Raw genomic sequence first — 20,731 nt, 5'->3', positions numbered from 1 at the left:
ACGGTCGTCATCGGCACCGAGGGCGGAGGTACCTCGGAGGCGAGCAGGTCCTTTGGCCGACCTGCGTGTTCGATCGTGGTCACGCCGTGATCCAGGCAGACCGGATACCCCGCTGTCTCGGCGAGCCGTGGGCAGAACGAGCAAGCAAAGGGTTTGGTCAGGCGCGACACACGGTGAGGGTGGCGGATCACGAACCGGAACATTGGCCACTTCATTGCTCGTCAGCAACTGTGTGATCGGGAACGCGCTTAGAAGGCGCTTGCGCTGTCCGCCGCGTGGTGTGTCTGGGCAATGGCAGCCCGTATGCGGCGTGCTGCAGCTGCACGATGTGATACTGACTTTTGCTGACTTCGAGTGACTCGCACGGCCCTGACCTGCGGAAGCATCGCGTGATGCAAGGGCTCTGGAACTGGATCGGCCGCATCCGGGAAGAGATCGTGCAGGCTCGTGAGGACTGGATGACGGGGGCTACGGCGCGGTGGGAGGCTGCGGGGAACGGAGCACCAGCAGGGTGATCTCGCTCGGGGCGAAGACGCGGAACGGCGGGCCCCAGAAGCCGGTGCCTCGGCTGGTGTAGAGGAGGGTGCGGGCGCCGTGGCGGCTGAGGCCGGCCAGGGCGGGCTGGTCGAGGCGGACCAGGTGGTGGAAGGGCCAGATCTGGCCGCCGTGGGTGTGGCCGGAGAGCTGGAGGTCGATGCCCGCGGCTGCCGCCCGGTCGACGAACTTGGGCTGGTGGGCCAGGAGCAGGACGGGCAGGTCGGGGTCGGCGCCGTCCAGGGCTCCGGCGAGGTGGGCGCGGTGGCCCGGCAGGCCGGAGGACTCGGCGGTGACGTCGTCCACGCCGGCGACCACGAGGGTGTCGCCGCCGCGTTCCAGCAACAGATGGCGGTTGCGCAGCGGCTCCCAGCCCAGCTCGTCCATCAGGTCGACCCAGCCCTGGGCCTCGCTGTAGTACTCGTGGTTGCCGGTGACGTAGACCCGGGCCCGGGTGGCCTGCACGGTACCGAGCGGGACGGCCTGGGCGCGGCGGCGTTCGGCCGTGCCGTCCGCGATGTCGCCGGTGTGGCAGACCAGGTCGGCGTCCAGCGTGTTCACGGTCTCGCACACCCGCTCCGACCAGCGGGCGCGGTCGAGCGGGCCGTAGTGGGTGTCGGTGATGAGGGCGACGCGAGTACCGTCCAACCCGGCGCCCAGCCGGGGGAGTTGCACGTCGAGGCGGCGCACGCGTGGCACGCGGCGGGCTTCGGCATATCCCCAGGTGAGCAGTGCGGCGGTGGTGCCGAGGACGGCCCAGGTGACGATGCGGGCCCGGTCCTGGCTCTCGCCGACGCCGGCCACGGTCAGGGCGAGCCGCAGCAGGACGCCGAGCAGAACGGACCAGGTGAACAGAACCCAGCTGCCGCCCAGCAGGGTGTCACCGAGGATCGCCACCCGGTCCTGCTGGCGTCGGCCGTGGCCGCGCATCATCGCGAGCGGCATCCCGACCAGACCGAGGACGAACAGGGCCGTAGCGGCGAGCGTGACGGGCAGCGGCCAGTGCTGGCCGGTGTACAGGAGCACCCCGCAGGGCACGGCCCACAGCAGGACCGGTGCGATCAGGGGGAGGTAGCGCATCAGGCGGAGCAGTGGGCTCCGCCGTGGAGCGTGCGCCTCGCTGTCGACGGGGAGGGTGTCACTGGTGTCGGTCACGCGTCCCACTCTAGGTATGGCCGCCGCCACCGGACACGCCCAGGGTGATGTCGGCGGCGTTGTGGTCGCCCTGCGCGTACCAGCCGTGGACGTAGATCGTCGCGGTGGTCTGGGACAGGCCCGTGGAGAAGGGGACGGTCAGGGAGCTGTAGCCGGCGGGGGATGTCGTCCAGGTGGAGGTTCCGCCGCTCACGCCGAGGTAGACGTAGGAGCCGCGGACCCAGCCGCTCAGCGAGTAGGTGGTGTTCGGCCCTACCGCGACGGTCTGGTCGCACTGCGCGGTGTCGCTCGAACTCACCTCCTCCTCAAGGGCTTTGGAGCCCGAGTGAACGGGGGAGGTGACGATCGATCCCGTGCTGCCCGCGCAGCTCCACGGTGAGACGGCGCCCGACTCGAAGCCGGTGTTGGTCAGCACGTCGCGAGTCCCGACTGCGCTGGGGGCGGCGGACGTCGGGGCGGCCGACGCGCTCGCCGAGGGTGCGGCCGGGGTGGTGACCGCGGTGGTGGCCGCTGTGGGGCCGGGGATCAGGAGGGAGCAGCCGAAGCCGGCGACCGCCGCCGCGGCGACCTCGTTCAGCACGGCCGCCCGACGCTGTCCTGGGCCCAGGCGCGGGCGGACCGCGGGGAGTTGTTCCGTCCTGCGGCCGGGGACGGGCTGGAGTTCCTCTGTCTTGCCGTCGGGCGAGGTCTGCCGGGCGGGTGCGGTCTCGGTCGCGTGGCCGCGGTAGTGCTCGTCCTGGCATATGTCGTCGAGGAGTTGGGCCAACGCGGCGGTGCTGCGCGGGCGCAGCACGCGAATGGGCTCCAGCGCGGTGCGACATCGAGGATGTCCTCGGCGTCGCCGTCCGCGTCGAGCGGCTTGCGCGTACGGCTGGTGACCCGTCCGGCGGGCAGGTCGACGAGCACGGCGGTGACATGGGTGCCGCCGATCTCCAGGACCGGGATCAACGGACCAGCGCCTTCACGACACGCACCGGACCGCTGTCTGCCGCTCGCAGGGTGTACCGGCCGACCGCGGCCGGCACGGGCAGGGTCTCCGCGTAGGCCAGTTCGTGCCGGTCTCCGGCCGCCGTGTGCACGGTGACGCCTTCGCCCTCCACCACGTTCAGGATGTGGAACCGGCCCTGCGTGCCGTCGGCGGCCTCGGCCCCGGCGTCGAGTCGGTGCCGCCCCCGTCGGCAACCTCCGCAGTCCGATCGGCGACGGCCAGGCACGGGCCACCCTTGAGGCAGCCTGGGAGGTGGGCGTGCGCTACTACGACACCGCCCCGCACCACGGCCTCGGACTGTCCGAACGGCGGCTCGGCAACGCCCTCGCCCACCGTCCACGCACGGAGTTCACCGTCTCCACCAAGGTCGGCCGCCTGCTGGAACCCCACCCGCTACCCATCGGCTCCGACCTTGCGGCAGGAGGCTTCGCCGTACCCGACACGCTGGTCCGCCGCCCCGACTACTCACGGGACGGCGTACTGCGAAGCCTGGAAAGCAGCCTGGACCGCCTGCGGCTGGACCATGTGGACATCGTCTACGTCCATGATCCCGACGATCACCTGGACACCGCCCTCGGCCAAGCCCTGCCCGCGCTGGCGGCCCTGCGCGACCAAGGTGTCGTCGGTGCCGTCGGCGTCGGCATGAACACGGTCGCCCCGCTGCTGCGCATCGTCGAGGAGGCGGAGGTCGACGCCGTGATGGTGGCCGGGCGGTGGACCCTGCTCGACCGCACCGCCCGCTCCTTGCTGGACGCGTGCGCCGCACGCGGGTCGCGGTGGTGGCCGCCGCACCGTTCAACTCCGGCCTGCTCAGCCGCGCTTGCCCCACGGACGACGCCACGTTCGACTACGGCCCCGTCCCGCAATCGGCGCTGCGCCGCGCCCGCCTCCTCGCCGAGGTGTCCGCACGACACGGCACCGAACTTCCGCACGCCGCCCTGCGCTTTCCGCTGCGCGACCCCGGCGTGGCCTGTGTGGTCGCGGGCTTCCGCACCCCGGAGGAGGTCGTGTCCACTGCCCGCCGGACCGCCGCCGACCTGACCGCGGAATCATGGCGGGACCTCGATACGGCAGTGGCGAGCGGAACGGCGGAGTGGGCTTGAACAGCCGTTTGTTCAGCCGCAGTTGACGTACGAGTACGCTCGCGGAACCCACGGTGTCCGTGTGAAGGGGGCTGCGATGGACGACGAGGAAAGGGCCGTACCCACGCACGGAACCGTGGTGCTGTCACGGGAGTGGGGCGGCTATCGCGACATGCTCCGCGCCTACGACGTCTTCATCGGCGACACCCGAGTGGGCGGCGTCCGGCGAGGGAAGACGGTTCGCTTCGAAGTGCCGCCGGGAGAACACCGACTCCAGCTGAAGATCGCCCGGTGCAGCAGCCGGCCCCTCACCGTCTTCGTCGAAGAGGGCCGGACAGTGTGCTTCGTATGCGCTCCGGGCGGCGACGCGTCCGACGCGCTCGCCGCCGTCGGCAAGGACGACTACATCACCCTGCAGCCGACGCGGGAACCGATCGTCATGACCAAGACCCCGATGGATCGGGGCACGCGCCTGTCGCTGGCCACCGCCTTCGGTGTCCTTGGGGGAGGTATCGCGCTCACCGGAGCCTTGATCTGGCACTACACGGGCGTGGCGCCGAAGGCGGACAACGCGGTCGCCGGCGTGAGTCTGGTCGTCACGCTCGTTTCTGTGATCGCCTTCAGATTCCGGCGTTGGAAGGCCGGACGGCGTCCTCGCACGTGACCGCGGCCATGATGAGCAACGATTCTCTTTCCGGCCGTACTGTCCGGCTCGTCCCGCTGTCCGTCGATCATGCCGAAGCGCTGTTCACCTCCGCGTCGGATCCCGAGGTCTGGCGATGGATGCCCCGGCCTCGCCCCGACTCCCTGCCTGAGATGCGGGCGATGATCGGTCGGATGCTCGCGGATCAGGCCCGGCGGTGCTTCGCGGTCCAGCGCCTGACGGACGACACGGTGATCGGTTCGACCAGTCTGTATGAGCTGGACCTTGCCGAGGGGCGGGCCGAGGTCGGTGCGACCTGGTTCGATCGTTCTTGTCGGGGTGGCCCCTGCAACGCCGAGTCCAAGCTTCTGCTGTTCGGATACGCCTTCGACGCTCTGGGCCTTGTCCGCATCGCCCTGCGGACCGACAACCTCAACGAACGGTCCCAACGCGCAATGAAACGGCTGGGGTTGACCTATGAAGGGACGCTGCGCAGTCACATGGTGCGCCAGGACGGCACGCGCCGCGATTCGCTGTACTACAGCGTGCTCGCGGACGAATGGCCCTCGGTGCGCGACAAGTTGCTCACGCGCGTCGCGGCCAAGGGCACGGCCTGATGGGCGGGTGCGCCGGCACTCCCGGTCCGGCCGGCGCGACTGACGGACCGGGAACGTGAACCGGGACTTCGGCCGCGTCATCCGTCGGACGGGCCCTGGCGCAGTGCGGTGGCCATCCACTCGCGGACTGCCGCCGCCCGCTCCTGGTCCGGTTTGGGGGTGCCGTTGATCGTCGCCACCAGGGAGTGGTACCTGGTCAGCAGCTGCAGGCCGGTCGACTTGGCCAGTGTCTGCGCCGATCTGCCGTTCGGGTCGAAGCCGACGATGCCGCGCCGGGCCTTCTCGACGTCGTGGCTGCGGTCCCCGGTCATCGCCGTCGCGAGCCTTGCCGAGTCGGCGGCCACGCGCTCGGCGATGTCCCGGGCCTGCGGCGAGTCCGCGGGCACTCCCGCCTGCTGGTAGGCCCGCGCATCCAGGGCAAGCTGCCGATGCCTCTCGATGCGGGCCATCATTTCCGGCGAGGCGACCAGCCTGCCCTGCTCCGTGTCGAAGGTGCGGTGGAAGAAGTCCCGCAGTGCCGTGCGGAACTCCAAGTCCCGCACGATCTCGGCGAGTTCGATCCAGGCCTCCAACTGCTCGGTGGACGGCTCCTCGGGCAGGTGCGGTCGTTTGCTGTGCAACTGCTCGATGTAGGCGGGATGGACGTCCAGGCCCTCGGTCACGTAGTCCCAGAACTCGCCGATGAGCCGGTCGCGGTCGTCGTCGGACATCGACACCAACTTGTGCATCAGGCTCACCTGTTCCGTCGTGGTGTGCTGCCGCACGATGGTCCGCAGCACGGCCGAGCGTGCCCGGAACTGCCGTAACTGGTCCTCGACGAGCCGCAGATGAGTGAGCACCAGGTCGTGCAGGGTGGTCTCGGTGCCGAGTACCCGCCGGATGTCGTCCAGGCCGGCACCCAGGTCGCGCAGGGTCCGTACGAGTTCGAGCCGGGCGATGGCGTGCATGTCGTACTGCCGGAAGCCGCCCCCGGTGAGGTCGGTGGGTGTGACGACGCCCTCGTCGGCGTAGAACCGGATCGCGCTCACGCTCAGGCCGGTGCGGTGGGCGACGTCTCCGATGGAGTAGAGCTCATTCATGCCGATCACCATGGGGATCTCAAGCGACTTGAGGGTCAAGAGCGAACGGACGGAGCATGCGCGTGCGGGGGTGGATTCCGCGTATAGTGACTGGACTGGCTGTCTAAGTTCGAGAGGGGGAGCGGTGGACAGCGACCCTGCCCTGGACGCCCAACGGGACGCGATCATCGGTGCGTTGGGGTCCGTCGTCGAGGGGATCGCGGCGACCTTCGGGCCGGTGTGCGAGGTGGTGTTGCACGACTACCGGCACCCGGAGAAGTCCGTGGTCGCCGTCGCCGGAGCTGTCACCGGGCGCTCGGTGGGCGGTGCGATGAGTGAGATCGGGCTGCGGGTGCTGGCGCGCGGCGACGAGGCCGGCGACGAGTTGAACTACCTCACCCGGACCAAGGGCGGCCAACTGCTCAAGTCGTCCACGATGGTGCTGCGGGACTCGGCGGGCGTGGTGTTCGGCGCGCTGTGCGTCAACGTCGACGTCACCGCCGTACAGCAGGCGCAGGCCGTGCTCGCCGGGATCGGCGGGGGAGGCGGGACCGGGGCGGGTGAGGCGTCGGGTACGACCACCTTCGGCAACGACATCGACTCCGTGGTCGAGGCCATCGTCGACGCCCATCAGCTGCGGCAGAGCAGGACCTGGGTCCAACTCGGCCGCGCCCAGCGGCTGGAGCTGTTCCGCAGCCTCGACGAGCACGGGGTCTTCGCCGTGCGCCGGGCCGTCGAACAGGTCGCCGCCCGGCTGGGTATTTCCAGGGCTTCGGCCTACAACTACCTCTCGCAGGCCCGGGCGGCGACGGGCACACCGTCCGACCCCGGTTCCGCTTCCACTGGAGGAGACGAGTGACCACCACCCCGCCCATCATCCTCGACGACATCCGTGACGCTGCCGCGCAGATCAAGGGCGTCGCCCACCGCACACCGGTACTGCGCTCGCGCACCCTCGACGAACTCGTCGGCGCCGAGGTGTTCCTGAAGTGCGAGAACTTCCAGCGGATCGGCGCCTTCAAGTTCCGCGGCGCGTACAACGCGGCCTCCCGGCTGACCCCGGAGCAACTGGCCCGGGGCATCGCCGCCTACTCCTCGGGCAACCACGCCCAGGCCGTCGCCCTCGCCGCCCGCGAACTCGGCACCACCGCGGTGATCGTCATGCCCGAGGACACCCCGGCCTCGAAGTTGGCCGCCACCGCGGGGTACGGCGCCGAGATCGTCACCTACGACCGCTACACCGGCGACCGGGTGGCCATCGGGGAGGCCCTGGCGGCCGAGCGCGGACTCTCCCTCATCCCGCCCTACGAGCATCCGCACGTCATGGCGGGGCAGGGCACTGCGGCACTCGAACTCACCGAGGAAGTGGGGGAGTTGGACGCCGTGCTGGTGCCCGTGGGTGGCGGCGGGCTGATCGCTGGGACGGCCACAGCCGTCAAGGGGCTGCGCCCGGGCACCCGCGTGATCGGCGTCGAACCGGAGGCCGGGGACGACACCAAGCGGTCCCTGGAGGCGGGCCGGCGCGTGTCCATCCCGGTGCCGCGCACCATCGCGGACGGGCAGGCGGCCGAGACGCCCGGTGAGCTGACCTTCTCCGTGAACCGGCGGCTGGTCGACGAGATCGTGCTGGTGAGTGACGAGGAGATCAAGGATGCGATGCGGTTCGCCTTCGAGCGGCTGAAGATCGTCGTCGAGCCGAGCGGCGCCACCCCGCTGGCCGCGCTCCTCGCCGGGCACGCGGGCCGCGTCACCGGCCGGGTGGGGATGATCGTCTCGGGCGGCAACATCGGCACCGAGCGGTTCGCGCTGCTGTGCGGGAGCGGCTCGTCGTGACGGTGACCGTCTGTCGTTCCCCCGAATGGCGCTCCCGGGTGGACAGGAAGACGATGGAGTGGTGGGGCGCGGCCCCCGCCGGAGCGCCGGTGCCGTCCGAGGCCGCCGGGAGACGGGTACCGGCCCCGGCCGTGCTGTGCGGCCGGAATGGAGGCAGCCGTCATGCTGGAAGTGAAGACGGTCGAGAAGCCGGACGAGCGGCGTGACTTCCCCCGTGGGCACCTCGAAGCGGTCCACCTGACCGGACTCGACTTCGCGGTGGGCACGTTCGAGCCGGGCTGGCGCTGGTCCGAGTCCGTGGCCCCGATCGCGGGCACCAAGAGCTGCGAGATCCATCACAACGGTTATGTGGTCAAGGGGCGCATGCATCTCCTCATGGACGACGGCGGAGAGCGCGAAGTGGGCCCCGGTGACGTCTTCGTGTGTCCGCCGGGACATGACGCGTGGGTCGTCGGCGACGAGCAGGTGATCGTGTACGACTTCGCCGGCGCCATGGCCACGGACTACGCGAAGGCTCCGTAGCCCCTCCGGACGTACGCGCCCCGCGGCACCGCACCCGCCGGGCGCGTATGTCATGCCCGGTACTCGACTACCTGCCCCTCCGCGTACGAGACCCCCTCGCCGTGTCCGAACAGGCCGGGCAGCCCGCCCGTGTGCACGAACACGGTCCGCTCGCGCGGCCTGATGTCACCGTCCCGGACGGCCGCGATCAGACCGGCCATCGCCCGTCCCGTGTACGTGGGGTCGAGCACGAGCCCGGCGGTGCGGGCGGCCAGGGTGAGCGCTTCGGCGGTCGGCGCGGTGAGCGAGGCGTAGCCCTCGCCGACCTGGTCGCGTCGGATCCGCAGTTCCTCCGGCGCGGTCGAATCGGCGAACTCGCTTACGGCGGCGGCCGGTTCGGGCAGTGCGCCCACGTCGACCCCGAGCACCGCCGCCGCGCCGAGTGCCATCACCAGCCCCGCCATCGTGCCGCCGGAGCCGAGCGCGACCACGGCGGTACGGAGGTCGGGGAGCTGCCCGCGCAGCTCCTCGCCGCAGTGCGCGTAGCCGCGTGCGCCGAGCGCGCTGGAACCGCCGAACGGGATCAGCGCGGGCTGGGCGCCTCCCTTGCGCAGCTGCTCGCACACCTCGGCCGCCGCCCGGTCCAGTCCGGCCTGGTCCGCCTCGCCCGCCCAGGCGATCCGGGCGCCGAACAGCCCGTCGAGGGCGAGGTTCCCCGAGCGGGACACTCCCGGCGATCCGCGCAGCACCAGCACCACGGCAAGGCCCAGCCGGGCTCCGGCGGCGGCGGTCAGACGGGCGTGGTTGCTCTGCGGGGCGCCCGTGGTGACCAGGGTGTCCGCACCCTCGGCCAGTGCCGCGCCCACGGTCCACTCCAGCTTGCGGATCTTGTTGCCGCCGCCTCCGAGGCCGGTCAGGTCGTCGCGCTTGATCCACAGGTCGTCCGGGCCGAGCCCGATCGCGGTGGCCAGCCGGGGTGCCGGTTCGACGGGGGTGGGGAAGGTGGCCAGTTCCACGCGGGGGTCGCTCATGCCGTACATCATCGCGTGCCGCGGACGCACGCCCGCCGCGAGCCGGGAGCCCTGCCCTCTTGCCGTTGTAAACCGATCGGTTTACTGTGGTGGAGGCAGGTAAACCGATCGGTTTCCAAGTCGCGCTCCGCGCGGCTGCCCCCGGCTCCTGGAGATTTCCATGACAAGCATCGAAGGTTCCGTCGTCCTCGTCACCGGCGGCAGCCGTGGCATCGGCCGCGCACTGGTGGAGGCCCTGTACGAGCGCGGCGCCAAGAAGGTGTACGCCACCGCCCGCGACCCGAAGACCGTCACCCACCCCGACGCCGTACCGCTGGCGCTGGAGGTCAGCGACCCCGCGTCCGTCGCGGCGGCGGCCGAGCAGGCGCAGGACGTCACCATCCTGATCAACAACGCGGGCGCGGCGGTGAGCGCGAACTTCCTGGACTCGCCCGTCGAGGACATCCGCCGCGAGTTCGAGACCAACTTCTACGGCCCGCTGCTCGTCACGCGCGCCTTCGTGCCGATCATCGAGCGCAACGGCGGCGGCCACATCCTGAACTTCCACTCGGTGCTGTCCTGGGTCGGCATCGCCGGCTCCTACAGCGCCTCCAAGGCCGCTTTCTGGTCGCAGACCAACTCCCTGCGCCTGGACCTGAAGCCGCGCGGCATCGAGGTCACGGGACTCCATGTCGGCTACGTCGACACCGACATGGCCGCGCATGTCGACGGGCCCAAGTCCACTCCCGAGAGCGTGGCCGCACAGGCCCTCGACGGCATCGAGTCCGGCGCCTTCGAGGTCCTGGCCGACGACCTGACCCGCCAGGTGAAGGCCGGGCTGTCCGCCGAAGGCGGCGCGCTCTACCCGCAGTTGGCGACCGCCTGAGGGGTGTCCCGCAACGACGGCGGCGATGGGACAGCCAGGCGGGCGCCGTCGGCACCAACTCGACGATGCGCCGGCCGGCTCCGCTGTTCGGCGTCTCGAAGTCCGCTGCCGACCGGGTGGCCAAGCGGTCAGGGGCACGGCTTGCTCTGCTGTCCCGTCGGCAGTTCGGCTTGTCAGAGCCGTGTGACAGGGTTCAGGGCTGTGGAAGCGGATGAATTCTGGAACATCATCGAGACTGCCCGCTCGAACACCTGTGGGCCGCTGCCTATCTCGTCGGGGCGGCTGCTCGGACGGCAGCTTCATGGACTTCCGTGCCGGTCCGCTCTCCCTGGGCCGCCACTGGTACGAGCGAGCGGCTGCCGCACCGGACAGCCTGGCCGAGCACCCCACGGTCATCGCCGCTGTCGCCAATGGCGACTATGTCCTCTTCTGCGAGAAGGTCAACTACGCCGGGAGTGACTGCCGCAGGAGTTCAGCCTTCGAGTCCGGGATGACGTGCCGGCGCCGACTGCGGGACTGGCCCCGGGCGGTGATCGACGGCTCCCACCAGCAGGCCCGTCGGAGCGGCCCAAAACCGGGCCGGGCCCCGTCGAACGTGCCCCGCCCGGCTCGAAGCACCACGTCATCACCGACGCGGGTGGCGCCCTCCTCACCGGCCGCGGCAGTTGTTCGTCGACCGGGGCTACGACTTCGACAAGTACTGTCGGCTCCTGCGGAAGTGCGGCATCGAGCCGGTCATCGCGCGACGCGGAGTTCCGCACGGCTCCGGCCTGGGCTCGGTCCGCTGGGTGGTCCAGCGGACGAACGCGTGGATCCACGGCCTCCGACGGCTACGGATCCGCCGGGAGGTCCGCGACTACGTCCACGAGGCGTTCCTGAAGCTCGCCCGCTGTGTGATCACCTATAGGCGAGTCCAGGCATTGTGTTCGCTCCTCACACTCAGATCGGCAGCAACCGGCCCACCAGCACGCTGAGTTGCTTCGCGTTCCGGCACTCGTGCATCTCGACCAGTCCCGCGTAGTCCGGCGCGGCCGAGTCGCCGGTGCCCCACTGGGTGCGCTGCTCGGGGTTCAACCAGTAGACGCGGCGGGCCCGTTGGGCGATGTGCCGGACGGCCGGGAGATTCGGGTCGCTCATGTTGGTGCGGGCGTCGCCGAGGACGAACACGGTCGTGCGCGGGCCGACCGCGTCGCCGTAGCGCTCGGCGAACTCGCCCAGGGCCACGCCGTAGTCGCTGCTTCCGTGCCAGCCGGTGAGGGTGGCCTCGGCGCGGATGCGGGCGCCCAGACCCTCCGGGTCGGCCGTGCCGTGCGCGAGCAGCGGGGTCACCTCGTCGAGGCGGTTGACGAAGGCGAACACGCGGACCTTGCTGAACTGGTCGTGCAGCGCCTGCACCAGCAGCATCGTGAAGTCGGAGAAGCCCGACACCGAGCCCGACACATCGCACAGCAGCACCAGTTCGGGCCGGACCGGCCGACGCCTGCGCAGCACCGGCCGCATCGGCACCCCGCCCGTGGACAGCGAGCCGCGCAGGGTGCGGCGCAGGTCGATGGTGCCCCGGGAGGCGCGGCGCCGGCGGGCGGCGAGGCGGGTGGCCAGCTTCCGGGCCAGCGGCTGAACAGCCCTGCGCAGTTCGGCCAGTTGGGCCCGGCCGGCGAACAGGAAGTCGACGCGGTCGGCCGTCGGTGCCACCGCCCGCCGGGCGATCTCGTCCCGCCCGCGCCGCTCGGCGACCCGGCGCCGCGCCTCCCCGGCGACCTGCCGCCGGAATCCCTCGATGCGCTGCCGGATCTCGTCGTCGAGCAGCCGGTCGGTGAAGCCGGTGTCCCCGCCCTGCGCCCGGATGCTCGTGCGCACCCGGGCCAGCAGGGTCTGCGGGCGCAGCCATTCCAGGGTCTGGTGCGACGACCAGCCGTCCGTCGTGGGGGAGTTGCCGTAGCCGCCGAAACCGTCGACCGCCTCCGCCGCCAACTGCCCCATCAGAGCCCGGTCGTTGGCGGCCAGCGCCGCCGCGAGCCGGTCGCGGAGATCGTCGCGGCCGGTGGGCTCGCCCTGCGGTGCTCCGATACCGCGCGGGAAGTACAGGTCGAAGACCGGATCGAACACCGGGCGTTGGGACGTGCCGTGCAGCAGTGTCGCGGCCAGTCCCTCGCGCAGCAGCTCACGGTCCGTGAACCCGAGCGCCTCCATCGCCAGCGCCGCGTCCACGGTCTCGCCGGTCCCGATCCGCAGACCGTGCGCGCGCAGCGCCGCGACGAGGCCCGTCAGCCGTTCGGCGACAACGGCGGCACTCACACCGCGTCCAGGTCGAGCTTCGCCGCCGCCCTGAGGATGTCGTCCTGGTGCTTGAGGAGCACGCCGAGGGTGTCCCGTACGAGCGTCTCGTCGAGCGCGTCGGCGCCGAGGGCCAGGAGGGTGCGGGCCCAGTCGATGGTCTCGGCCACCGACGGCACCTTCCGCAGCTCCATCTCCCGCAGCGCCCCGACCACCCGGACCACCGACGCGGCCAGCGTCTCACCGAGCCCGGGCACCTTCAGCCGTACGATCCGGCGCTCCAACTCCTCGTCGGGGAAGCCGATATGGAGGAACAGGCAGCGGCGGCGCAGGGCCTCGGAGAGTTCGCGGCTCGCGTTGGAGGTGAGGACCACGAAGGGGCGGCGGGTCGCGGTGATGGTTCCCAGCTCCGGGACGGTGACCTGGAAGTCACTGAGCACCTCCAGCAGCAGGCCCTCCACCTCGACGTCCGCCTTGTCGGTCTCGTCGATCAGCAGGACCTTCGGGTCGTCGCCGCGGATCGCCGTGAGCAGTGGGCGGGGGAGCAGGAACTCCTCGCTGAAGATGTCGGTGCGGGTCTCGTCCCAGCTCTCGTCACGGCCCGCGCTGATGCGCAGCAGCTGCTTGGCGTGGTTCCACTCGTACAGCGCGCGGGACTCGTCGACGCCCTCGTAGCACTGGAGCCGGACCAGCTCCGCCCCGGCGACCTCGGCGACGGCCTTCGCCAGCTCCGTCTTGCCGACACCGGCGGGGCCCTCGACGAGAAGCGGCTTGCCGAGGCGGTCGGCGAGAAAGACGGTCGTGGCGACCGCGGGCGAGGCCAGGTAGCCGGTCTCGGCGAGGCGCGCGGCGACTTCGTCGACGGAACGGAACAACGGGGCCTCCGGCGGATCGAGGGCGGTGCGTCAAGGGCGGTGCATCGGCATCCAGCTACATATCTAAGCGCTTGTTCACCTTTACTGTCACCCGCGATCGGGTCGCCGCGCAAGCCTGTATACCGATCGGTTTCCTCTTGGCTTCCGGCGCGGTAGCCTCGGGGTATGGCCACGACAGACAAGGCGACCCCCCGAGACCGGCTGCTCGACGCGGCGGCCGAGCTCTTCTACCGCGACGGCGTCTCCATCGGCGTGGAGGCGCTGTGCCGGTCCGCCGGAGTCTCGAAGCGGTCGATGTACCAGCTCTTCGACAGCAAGGACGAGGTCCTGGCCGCGAGCCTGGAGCGGCGCGCCCCGGGCTACGCGGCGCGGCTCATGCCGGGCCCGGCCGACGCCGGTACGCCACGCGAACGTATCCTGTACGTCTTCGAGCAGGCGGAGAAGGCCTCGACCCGGCCCGAGTACATGGGCTGCCCCTTTCTCGCCGCGCTGGTCGAACTGAAGGACCCCGAGCACCCGGCGAGCGTCGTCGCCCGCTCCGCCAAGGAGACCTTGCAGGACGCCTTCCGCGCCCAGGCCGAGCTGGGCGGCGCACACGATCCCGCCCTGCTGGCCCGCCAGTTGATGCTGGTCTTCGACGGCGCGAGCGCCCGCGCCGGAGCGAAGTTGGAGACGCTGGACGGGCTCACCCTGGAGACGGTGACGACACTGCTGGACGCGGCCGGCGTCGCCTGAACGCCGGGTCGGGCTGTCGATGCGGCGCCGTCGTGGCTGGTCGCGCCCGCGCGGCGGAGCCGCAGGTCGACACCGCCCCGTGCCCCCTGCAGGGCGCGGCCGGACGCGGAAGGGGGGCAGCCGCCGAAGCGACTGCCCCCGACCCCTCCGGCAGGACTCACGCGGTCAGCGCCACCGACTCCACCGCCGGTGTGCGCAACACCCGCCGTGCCGTCAGCAGGCTCGTCCCCAGTGTCACCGTCGCCGCCACCGCGACGACCGCCACCCAGATCCCGAGGCCCTGGTGGGGCAGCACCGAGTCCGTGCGGACCATGGTGAACGGGAGGATCCCCGCCAGCGCGGCCACCGTGCCGGACAGCACTCCGGTGACGGTGAGGATGGCGGTCTCGGTGCCCACCGTGCGCAGCACCTGTCCCGGAGTCGCGCCCGCCAGTCGCTGCCCGCCGAACTCCCGGGCGCGGTAAGTCGTCGCCGCGTACAGGGAGTTGACCAGCATCACGCAGACGAAGACCACGATGATGCCGACGACCGTGAAGTTGAGTGTCTCCAGGTTCTTCGCGTCCACGGCCTTCGTCAGCCCCGAAGCCTTCACCGCGTCGCTCTCCACCGCCTGCATGTAGAGCGTCGCCGTGGACACCGCCGTGAACAGGATCAGCGACATCAGGATGCCGGCGAGCTGGTCGGCTCGCTCACGCAGATTGCGTACGGCCAACCAGCCGCTCGCGCCCACCGGTTGGAGCCGGTCGAGCAGGCCCTTCAGCAGGCGCGGGGCCAGCAGTGCCAGTCCCACCGAGAGCGAAATCGCCCCGTACGCCGGTGCCGCCATCAGCGCGGCGTCCGTCGCGGAGAACGCGAAGGTCGCCGACACCGACACCACACCCGCGACCAGCGCGCCGTACGCGAGCAACGTCCGTGCCCGGCCCCGCTGTTGACGCCCGCGCGTCGCCCGCCGCACGGCCAGGAAGGCGGCGCCCGCCGAGGCGAGCAGGGTGATGCCGAGGCCGGACTGGAGGGCGTAGGGCCCGAAGGAGTAGTCGACGGACCGCGCCACCTGGCCGCTGTCCTGGAACACTCCGAGCAGCGCCCGTCCGCCGAGCATCGCCGGGCCGACGGCGAGGAGCGCGCCCAGCAGGGCGACGGCCACCGCCTCACCCACGACCATCCGCTTGAGCTGCGCCGGGGTCGCTCCCGAGCAGCGCAGTGTCTCCAACTCCCTTGTCCGCTGCCGTACGTTGACGGTCAGCGTCGAGGCGACGGCGAAGAACACCAGCAGGGTGCCGTAGCCGCCGACGACACTCGCCGACGTGGACAGCGTCCCGGAACTCACCGAATCGATGCCGTGCTGTGCCGCCGTGTCGTGCAGCGAGTCGAACGTCATGATGATCGCCGCGCCCAGGAACGCGGCCAGCAGTGTCGCCAGGAACCGCCCCGGCCGCTGCCGGATCGAACGCATCGCCAGTACGAACATCGCTCACACCCCCACCGTCATGTCGTCGCCCAGGTGCGCAAGCCGCTCGGCGACCGCGTCGACGGTCGGCGCGTGCATCCGCCCGGCGAGCCTGCCGTCCGCGAGGAAGACGACCGAGTCGGCGTACGAGGCGGCGACCGGATCGTGCGTCACCATGACCACCGTGCGGCCGTGCACCCGCACCGCCTCCCGCAACAGCAGCAGCACGTCCCGCGCGCTGCGCGTGTCCAGAGCGCCGGTCGGCTCGTCCGCGAAGATCACCCGGGGTTCGGTGACCAGTGCGCGGGCGATCGCGACCCGCTGCCGCTGACCGCCGGAGAGCTGGTCGGGGCGGTGGCCGAGCCGGTCCCCGAGACCGACCGCGGTCAGGACCTCCCGGGCCCGCTCACGGTCGACACGCCGGCCGGCCAGCTTCAGCGGCAGCACGGTGTTCTGCGCCACGGTGAGTGTGTCGAGCAGGTTGTACTGCTGGAACACGAACCCGATCCGCCCGCGCCGGAACCTCGTCAGCTCCGCCTCGCTCCCGCCCGTCAGCTCCGCGCCGTCGACCATCACGATCCCGCTGTCCGGCCGGTCGAGCCCCGCCGCGCACTGCAACAGCGTCGACTTGCCGGACCCCGAAGGCCCCATCACCGCTGTGAAAGTGCCGCGCTCCAGACTCAGCGTGACCCCGTCCAGCGCGGTCACGGCACTGTCGTCATGACCGTAGGTCCTGCTGACCTTGACCAGCCGCAGCGCCTCGGCGGCGGATCCCTTGTCGTGTGTCCGTCGTGCGGTGCGAAACATCGCCATCACCCTCCGTGCGGCACGCCCTGTGCCTCGCCGACGACGCTACGGAGAGGGCGGGCGGCGCACATTGGGCGCAGAACCCGTATCGGGGGGTGTACTCAGCGACACCCCGTACGGGTCACCAGAACGAGCCGCCCCACGGCCCACCCGATGCAATGGTCATGTGACCGCGCCCCCGGACGACTGCCTCGCCCGCAACGAGTGGATCTGCGGCGAGTATCTGAGCACCCGCCGCCACATCCTCCTCGACGCGGTCGGCCAGCACCTCCAGCTGACCGCGATCTCGGTGCTCGTCGGTCTGGCCCTCGCCCTGCCGCTCGCGGTGCTGGCCCGCCGCTGGGGCTGGGCAGCGGGACCGGTCCTCGCCGTGACGACGATCCTCTACACGATCCCGTCCCTGGCGATGTTCTCCCTGCTCCTGCCCGTCTACGGTCTCTCGGCCACCCTCGTCGTAGCCGGCCTGGTCCTCTACTCCCTCACCCTGCTCGTCCGCAACATCCTCGCGGGCCTGCGCGCCGTACCCGAGGAGACCCGGCAGGCCGCACGCGGCATGGGCTACGGCCCGATCCGCCTCCTCCTCACCGTGGAACTGCCCCTCGCGCTCCCCGCCTCGATGGCCGGCCTGCGCATCGCCACCGTCTCGGCGGTCTCGCTGGTGACGGTCGGCGCGATCGTGGGCTTCGGAGGACTCGGCAACCTCATCTACGCGGGCATGAACACCTACTTCAAGGCACAGGTGCTCACCGCGTCCGTGCTGTGCGTGGTGATCGCGATCGTCGCCGACCTGCTCCTCCTGCTCGTCCAGCGGCTGATCACCCCATGGACCAGAGCGGTGCGCGGATGAGCACCCTCACCGACGCCTGGCACTGGCTCACCGACCCCGCGCACTGGTCGGGCGACGACGGCATCTGGCACCGGCTCGCGCAGCACCTCGTCCTCACGGTCGTCTGTCTGGTCATCAGCTGTCTGATCGCGCTGCCGGTCGCCCTTGTCCTCGGCCACCTCGGCAAGGGTGGCGCGCTCGCCGTCAACATCTCCAACATCGGCCGCGCGGTACCCACCTTCGCCGTACTGGTCCTGCTGCTCCTGACCCCGATCGGCAAGTGGGGCGAGGGACCCACGGTCGTCGCCCTCGTCCTGTTCGCCGTACCGCCCCTCCTCACCAACGCGTACGTCGGCATGCGCGAGGTCGACCGCGATGTGGTGCGCGCTGCGCGCGGCATGGGAATGACAGGCCGTCAGATGCTGTTCCGCGTCGAACTGCCGCTCTCCCTCCCGCTGTTGATGAACGGCGTACGCATCGCGGCCGTCCAACTCGTCGCGACCGCCACGATCGCCGCACTGGCGGGCGGCGGCGGACTCGGCCGCATCATCACGGCCGGCTTCAACCTCGCCAACACGGCACAGGTGGTGGCCGGAGCCGTCCTCGTCGCGGTGTTCGCGCTGCTCGTCGAGGGCGTCTTCGAGGTCGCCGAACGGCTGGCGCCCCGCTGGGCGAGGGGAGCGCGATGAGGCGGCCCGTCGTCGCGGCGGCACTGCTCCTGGCGGCCACCGGCTGTTCGACCGGCCCCTCCCTGGAGAACAAGGGCGCCGTCACCGCACCACCCGGCGACAGCCACCACCTCACCATCGGCTCCGCCGGATTCACCGAGAGCGACCTGCTTGCCCAGATGTACGCGCTGCTGCTGAAGCAGGCCGGCTACAAGACCTCCCTGCTCACCGTCGCCAACCGCGAACTCTACGAACCCGCCCTGGAATCCGGGCAGATCGACGTCGTACCCGAGTACGCGGCCACGTTCGCCGACTGGCTCAACGCCAAGACCGACGGCCCCGACGCACCGGCCGTCGGCTCACCCGACCTCGCCACCACCATGAAGGCGCTGCGCCAACTCGCCACACCTCGGGGCCTCACAGTCCTCGACCCGGGGAAGGCCGTCGACCAGAACGCCTTCGCCGTGGCCCGCTCGTACGCCCGCGAGCACCACCTCAGGACCCTCAGCGACCTCGGCGCCTCGGGACTGGAGGTGCGGCTCGCGGCGGGCGACGAGTGCGTGCAACGGCCGTACTGCGAACCGGGGTTGAAGAAGACCTACGGCATCGACGTCACCGCCGTCGACCCGAAGGGCGTCGGCACGACCCAGGCCAGGAGCGCGGTGCAGAGCGGTCAGGACCAGATGGTGCTGACCACGACCACCGACGCCACCCTCGACGAGTTCGGCCTGGTCCTACTCGCCGACGACAAGCATCTCCAGAACGCCGACTACGTCGTCCCGGTCGTCGACCGCTCCCGTGCGGGGAGCCCCGGCGTGACCAAGGCGCTGGGGAAACTCAACGACGTCCTCACCACGGCCGACCTGGCATCGATGAATCAACAGGTCGACAGCTGGCGGCGGTTGGCGCAGGACGTGGCGCGGACGTATCTGAAGGACAAGGGTCTGTTGACGTGAGGTCCGGGCCGTTGTCAGTGGTGGCTTGTACCGTTCGGGCATGGGTGTCTATCTGATCGATGTCGGTGCCGGAGAGTGGCTGCGTGAGGACACGGGGGAAGGTGGGATGGGTGGGATCGCCAAGGGGCTCGACGCGGAGTTGGCCCGGCGCGGGCTGCCGTCGTACGTACCCGCACCGGAGCGGGACGGGGCCCTGGGCTTCGAGGAGAAACTGAGCCCGTCCATGAAGGGTTTCGACGCGCTGTGCCGTGCTCGACTGACCCCTGAGGAACGTGAGTTGATCGGCGACTGGTCGGTGCTGGTGCCGGTCTCGCTCGACGCGGAGATACGGCTGCCGATCGGCTCCGCGTACACGGACGAGACGGTGATTGCGGGCGCACCCCAGGTGCTGGTCCTCGCCGAACGCCTGGCGGCGGCCCTGGAACTGCCCGCCGAGATACCGGAGGCGACCGAGAACCTGGCGCTCACCTTCTGGTTCCTGGAGGGCGAGGCGGAGGAACTGGCCGCCACCCGCCCCGGCCGCTGGAGCGAGGACCTGGACACGGCCTTCTACGTGGCCCTGTACCTGCGCGCCGCCCAGCACTCACTGCGACAGGGCTGCCCCATCACCTACTCCTGAGCCGCGAAGCGACCCTCACGCGTCCGCCACCGAGTCGAAGTCCACCTGCCCGCGCGGCACTCCGAGGGCGTCCGCGTCCACGGACCGTCGCAAGGCCTCGTGCAGCTTCGCCGGAGTCAGCACACCGAGGAAGCGCGCCCCGTCCAGTACGGCGACCCACCCGGCGTCGTGCTGGAGCATCACACCGAAGGCCTGCTTCAGCGGGGCGCCCACCGGCACCCACGCGTTCATCCGGTGCGCGAGTTCGCCGACCGTGCCGCCCGCGGTGAGTTCGTCGGCCTTGACCCACCCCTGCAGTTCACCCTGCTCGTCGAGGACCACGGCCCACCGCGCGCCCTCGACCCGCAGGCGTTCGGCGGCCCGCCGCGCCGGTTCGTCGGCCCGGGCGACCGGCGGCTGCTCCAGGTCGTCGGGCTCGATCGCGGTGACGGACAGCCGTTTCAGACCCCGGTCCGCGCCCACGAACGACGCGACATACGGCGTCGCCGGCTTGCCGAGCACCGCGCCGGGGGTGTCGTACTGCTCGATCCGCCCCTGCCCGTACACGGCGATACGGTCACCGAGCCGTACCGCCTCCTCGATGTCGTGCGTGACCAGCAGCACCGTCTTGCGCACAGTGGCCTGCATCCGCAGGAACTCGTCCTGCAACTGCTCACGCACCACGGGGTCGACGGCGCCGAACGGTTCGTCCATCAGCAGCACCGGCGGATCGGCGGCCAGCGCCCGGGCCACACCGACCCGCTGCCGCTGACCGCCCGACAACTGCTCCGGGTAGCGCGGCCCGTACGTCTTCGGGTCCAGGCCCACCAGATCGAGCAGTTCTGCGGCCCGCGCCCGCGCCTTCGCCCGATTCCAGCCGACCAGGGACGGCACGGTCGCCGTGTTGTCGAGCACCGTGCGGTGCGGGAAGAGGCCCACCTGCTGGATGACATATCCGATACGGCGGCGCAGCCGCACCGGGTCGACGGAGGCGATGTCCTCGCCGTTCACGAGGATCCGGCCGGAGGTGGGCTCGATGAGCCGGTTGACCATCATCATGGTCGTCGTCTTGCCGCAGCCGGACGGGCCCACGAGCGTGACGAGTTCACCCTCGGACACCTCGAAGGACAGCCCGTCCACGGCCGTCGTACCGTCCGGATACCGCTTGCCGACCTGCTCGAACCGGATCATGACCTCACGCTAACGGCGCCGGTCCGACCCCGCCCATCAACGGGGGC

The 20,731-nt window shown here is 70.9% G+C and carries 20 protein-coding genes and 6 pseudogenes; 15 read left to right on the top strand and 11 right to left on the bottom strand.

What is annotated here, in order from left to right; genetic code table 11:
- Positions 1-468: 468 nt before the first annotated feature.
- The 4 genes and pseudogenes from AB0I51_RS26925 to AB0I51_RS26910 all read right to left on the bottom strand — a co-directional run bounded on the left by AB0I51_RS26925 (position 469) and on the right by AB0I51_RS26910 (position 2,903).
- Positions 469-1,689 (bottom strand): metallophosphoesterase, encoded by a 1,221-nt coding sequence (locus tag AB0I51_RS26925; RefSeq protein ID WP_362979312.1) that lies wholly within the window; start codon positions 1,687-1,689, stop codon positions 469-471.
- A gap of 22 nt (positions 1,690-1,711) precedes the next feature.
- A pseudogene (locus AB0I51_RS26920) lies at positions 1,712-2,107 on the bottom strand (carbohydrate binding domain-containing protein); the annotation flags it as partial.
- A 404-nt stretch (positions 2,108-2,511) separates the two neighbouring features.
- Positions 2,512-2,637, bottom strand: a pseudogene (locus tag AB0I51_RS26915) (ROK family protein); the annotation flags it as partial.
- Entirely contained in the window at positions 2,634-2,903 is a 270-nt protein-coding gene (locus AB0I51_RS26910) for a hypothetical protein (RefSeq protein WP_362979310.1), read from the bottom strand. The pseudogene AB0I51_RS26915 and the gene AB0I51_RS26910, both read right to left, overlap by 4 nt.
- Between AB0I51_RS26910 and AB0I51_RS26905 the strand changes: the two are divergent.
- The 3 genes and pseudogenes from AB0I51_RS26905 to AB0I51_RS26895 all read left to right on the top strand — a co-directional run bounded on the left by AB0I51_RS26905 (position 2,885) and on the right by AB0I51_RS26895 (position 5,019).
- Positions 2,885-3,780 (top strand): annotated as a pseudogene (locus tag AB0I51_RS26905) (aldo/keto reductase). The gene AB0I51_RS26910 and the pseudogene AB0I51_RS26905 overlap by 19 nt on opposite strands.
- 76 nt (positions 3,781-3,856) lie before the next feature.
- On the top strand, positions 3,857-4,423 hold the full coding sequence (locus tag AB0I51_RS26900; RefSeq protein WP_362979308.1) for a hypothetical protein: 567 nt from the start codon (positions 3,857-3,859) through the stop codon (positions 4,421-4,423).
- A complete protein-coding gene (locus AB0I51_RS26895; protein WP_362979306.1) occupies positions 4,420-5,019 on the top strand; it encodes a GNAT family protein in 600 nt (199 codons plus the stop codon). Before AB0I51_RS26900 ends, AB0I51_RS26895 begins: the two co-directional genes overlap by 4 nt.
- A 77-nt stretch (positions 5,020-5,096) precedes the next feature.
- On the opposite strand, the gene AB0I51_RS26890 is transcribed toward AB0I51_RS26895, so the two are convergent.
- The gene (locus tag AB0I51_RS26890; RefSeq protein WP_362979305.1) at positions 5,097-6,098 is read right to left on the bottom strand and encodes a MerR family transcriptional regulator; all 1,002 of its coding nucleotides are present in this window, start codon (positions 6,096-6,098) and stop codon (positions 5,097-5,099) included.
- A 124-nt stretch (positions 6,099-6,222) separates the two neighbouring features.
- On the opposite strand from AB0I51_RS26890, the gene AB0I51_RS26885 reads away from it, so the two are divergent.
- From AB0I51_RS26885 to AB0I51_RS26875, 3 genes are all read left to right on the top strand, one after another.
- Positions 6,223-6,936 carry a helix-turn-helix transcriptional regulator gene (locus tag AB0I51_RS26885; RefSeq protein WP_362979303.1) on the top strand — a complete coding sequence of 238 codons (714 nt, stop codon included), beginning with the start codon at positions 6,223-6,225 and terminating at the stop codon, positions 6,934-6,936.
- Complete coding sequence (locus AB0I51_RS26880; RefSeq protein ID WP_362979301.1) at positions 6,933-7,910, top strand: pyridoxal-phosphate dependent enzyme; 978 nt, start codon at positions 6,933-6,935, stop codon at positions 7,908-7,910. The genes AB0I51_RS26885 and AB0I51_RS26880 overlap by 4 nt, the downstream gene beginning before the upstream one ends.
- A gap of 162 nt (positions 7,911-8,072) precedes the next feature.
- Positions 8,073-8,432 (top strand): cupin domain-containing protein, encoded by a 360-nt coding sequence (locus AB0I51_RS26875; protein WP_362979299.1) that lies wholly within the window; start codon positions 8,073-8,075, stop codon positions 8,430-8,432.
- Between the two features lie 50 nt (positions 8,433-8,482).
- Here the strand turns inward: AB0I51_RS26875 and AB0I51_RS26870 are convergent, their stop codons facing one another.
- Positions 8,483-9,442 (bottom strand): D-cysteine desulfhydrase family protein, encoded by a 960-nt coding sequence (locus AB0I51_RS26870; RefSeq protein WP_362979297.1) that lies wholly within the window; start codon positions 9,440-9,442, stop codon positions 8,483-8,485.
- A gap of 160 nt (positions 9,443-9,602) precedes the next feature.
- On the opposite strand from AB0I51_RS26870, the gene AB0I51_RS26865 reads away from it, so the two are divergent.
- From AB0I51_RS26865 to AB0I51_RS26850, 4 genes and pseudogenes are all read left to right on the top strand, one after another.
- Entirely contained in the window at positions 9,603-10,307 is a 705-nt protein-coding gene (locus AB0I51_RS26865) for an SDR family oxidoreductase (RefSeq protein WP_362979295.1), read from the top strand.
- Positions 10,308-10,360: 53 nt separating this feature from the next.
- Positions 10,361-10,474, top strand: a pseudogene (locus tag AB0I51_RS26860) (IS5/IS1182 family transposase); the annotation flags it as partial.
- 44 nt (positions 10,475-10,518) lie between these two features.
- Positions 10,519-10,707, top strand: a pseudogene (locus AB0I51_RS26855) (DUF4240 domain-containing protein); the annotation flags it as partial.
- 78 nt (positions 10,708-10,785) lie between these two features.
- Positions 10,786-11,281, top strand: a pseudogene (locus AB0I51_RS26850) (hypothetical protein); the annotation flags it as partial.
- Here the strand turns inward: AB0I51_RS26850 and AB0I51_RS26845 are convergent.
- Both AB0I51_RS26845 and AB0I51_RS26840 read right to left on the bottom strand, forming a co-directional pair.
- On the bottom strand, positions 11,247-12,602 hold the full coding sequence (locus AB0I51_RS26845; RefSeq protein ID WP_362979293.1) for a VWA domain-containing protein: 1,356 nt from the start codon (positions 12,600-12,602) through the stop codon (positions 11,247-11,249). The pseudogene AB0I51_RS26850 and the gene AB0I51_RS26845 sit on opposite strands and share 35 nt — an antisense overlap.
- Positions 12,599-13,456, bottom strand: coding sequence for a MoxR family ATPase (locus tag AB0I51_RS26840; RefSeq protein ID WP_362979291.1), 858 nt, complete (start codon positions 13,454-13,456; stop codon positions 12,599-12,601). Before AB0I51_RS26840 ends, AB0I51_RS26845 begins: the two co-directional genes overlap by 4 nt.
- Before the next feature lie 165 nt (positions 13,457-13,621).
- On the opposite strand from AB0I51_RS26840, the gene AB0I51_RS26835 reads away from it, so the two are divergent.
- Positions 13,622-14,191, top strand: a complete 570-nt coding sequence (locus AB0I51_RS26835) for a TetR/AcrR family transcriptional regulator (RefSeq protein WP_362979289.1) — start codon at positions 13,622-13,624, stop codon at positions 14,189-14,191.
- Between the two features lie 157 nt (positions 14,192-14,348).
- Here AB0I51_RS26835 and AB0I51_RS26830 read toward each other — a convergent pair whose 3' ends face one another.
- On the bottom strand, positions 14,349-15,659 hold the full coding sequence (locus AB0I51_RS26830; RefSeq protein WP_362979287.1) for an FtsX-like permease family protein: 1,311 nt from the start codon (positions 15,657-15,659) through the stop codon (positions 14,349-14,351).
- Positions 15,660-15,662: 3 nt separating this feature from the next.
- Positions 15,663-16,445 (bottom strand): ABC transporter ATP-binding protein, encoded by a 783-nt coding sequence (locus AB0I51_RS26825; RefSeq protein ID WP_362979285.1) that lies wholly within the window; start codon positions 16,443-16,445, stop codon positions 15,663-15,665.
- Positions 16,446-16,611: 166 nt separating this feature from the next.
- Here AB0I51_RS26825 and AB0I51_RS26820 point away from each other — a divergent pair, with 166 nt between their 5' ends.
- The 4 genes from AB0I51_RS26820 to AB0I51_RS26805 are packed head-to-tail and all read left to right on the top strand — an operon-like array spanning position 16,612 to position 19,514.
- A complete protein-coding gene (locus tag AB0I51_RS26820; protein WP_362979283.1) occupies positions 16,612-17,292 on the top strand; it encodes an ABC transporter permease in 681 nt (226 codons plus the stop codon).
- Positions 17,289-17,960, top strand: coding sequence for an ABC transporter permease (locus tag AB0I51_RS26815; protein ID WP_362979281.1), 672 nt, complete (start codon positions 17,289-17,291; stop codon positions 17,958-17,960). The genes AB0I51_RS26820 and AB0I51_RS26815 overlap by 4 nt, the downstream gene beginning before the upstream one ends.
- A complete protein-coding gene (locus AB0I51_RS26810) occupies positions 17,957-18,895 on the top strand; it encodes an ABC transporter substrate-binding protein (protein ID WP_362979279.1) in 939 nt (312 codons plus the stop codon). Before AB0I51_RS26815 ends, AB0I51_RS26810 begins: the two co-directional genes overlap by 4 nt.
- Before the next feature lie 40 nt (positions 18,896-18,935).
- Positions 18,936-19,514, top strand: a complete 579-nt coding sequence (locus AB0I51_RS26805) for a hypothetical protein (protein ID WP_362979277.1) — start codon at positions 18,936-18,938, stop codon at positions 19,512-19,514.
- A 15-nt stretch (positions 19,515-19,529) separates the two neighbouring features.
- Here AB0I51_RS26805 and AB0I51_RS26800 read toward each other — a convergent pair whose 3' ends face one another.
- A complete protein-coding gene (locus tag AB0I51_RS26800; protein ID WP_362979275.1) occupies positions 19,530-20,684 on the bottom strand; it encodes a betaine/proline/choline family ABC transporter ATP-binding protein in 1,155 nt (384 codons plus the stop codon).
- Between the last annotated feature and the right edge of the window lie 47 nt (positions 20,685-20,731).

It is taken from the genome of Streptomyces sp. NPDC050549 (assembly GCF_040655035.1).
Classification (GTDB): Bacteria; Actinomycetota; Actinomycetes; order Streptomycetales; family Streptomycetaceae; genus Streptomyces.
The sequence above is the reverse complement of the archived record's forward strand: the minus strand, read 5'-3'. Positions and strand labels throughout refer to the sequence as shown.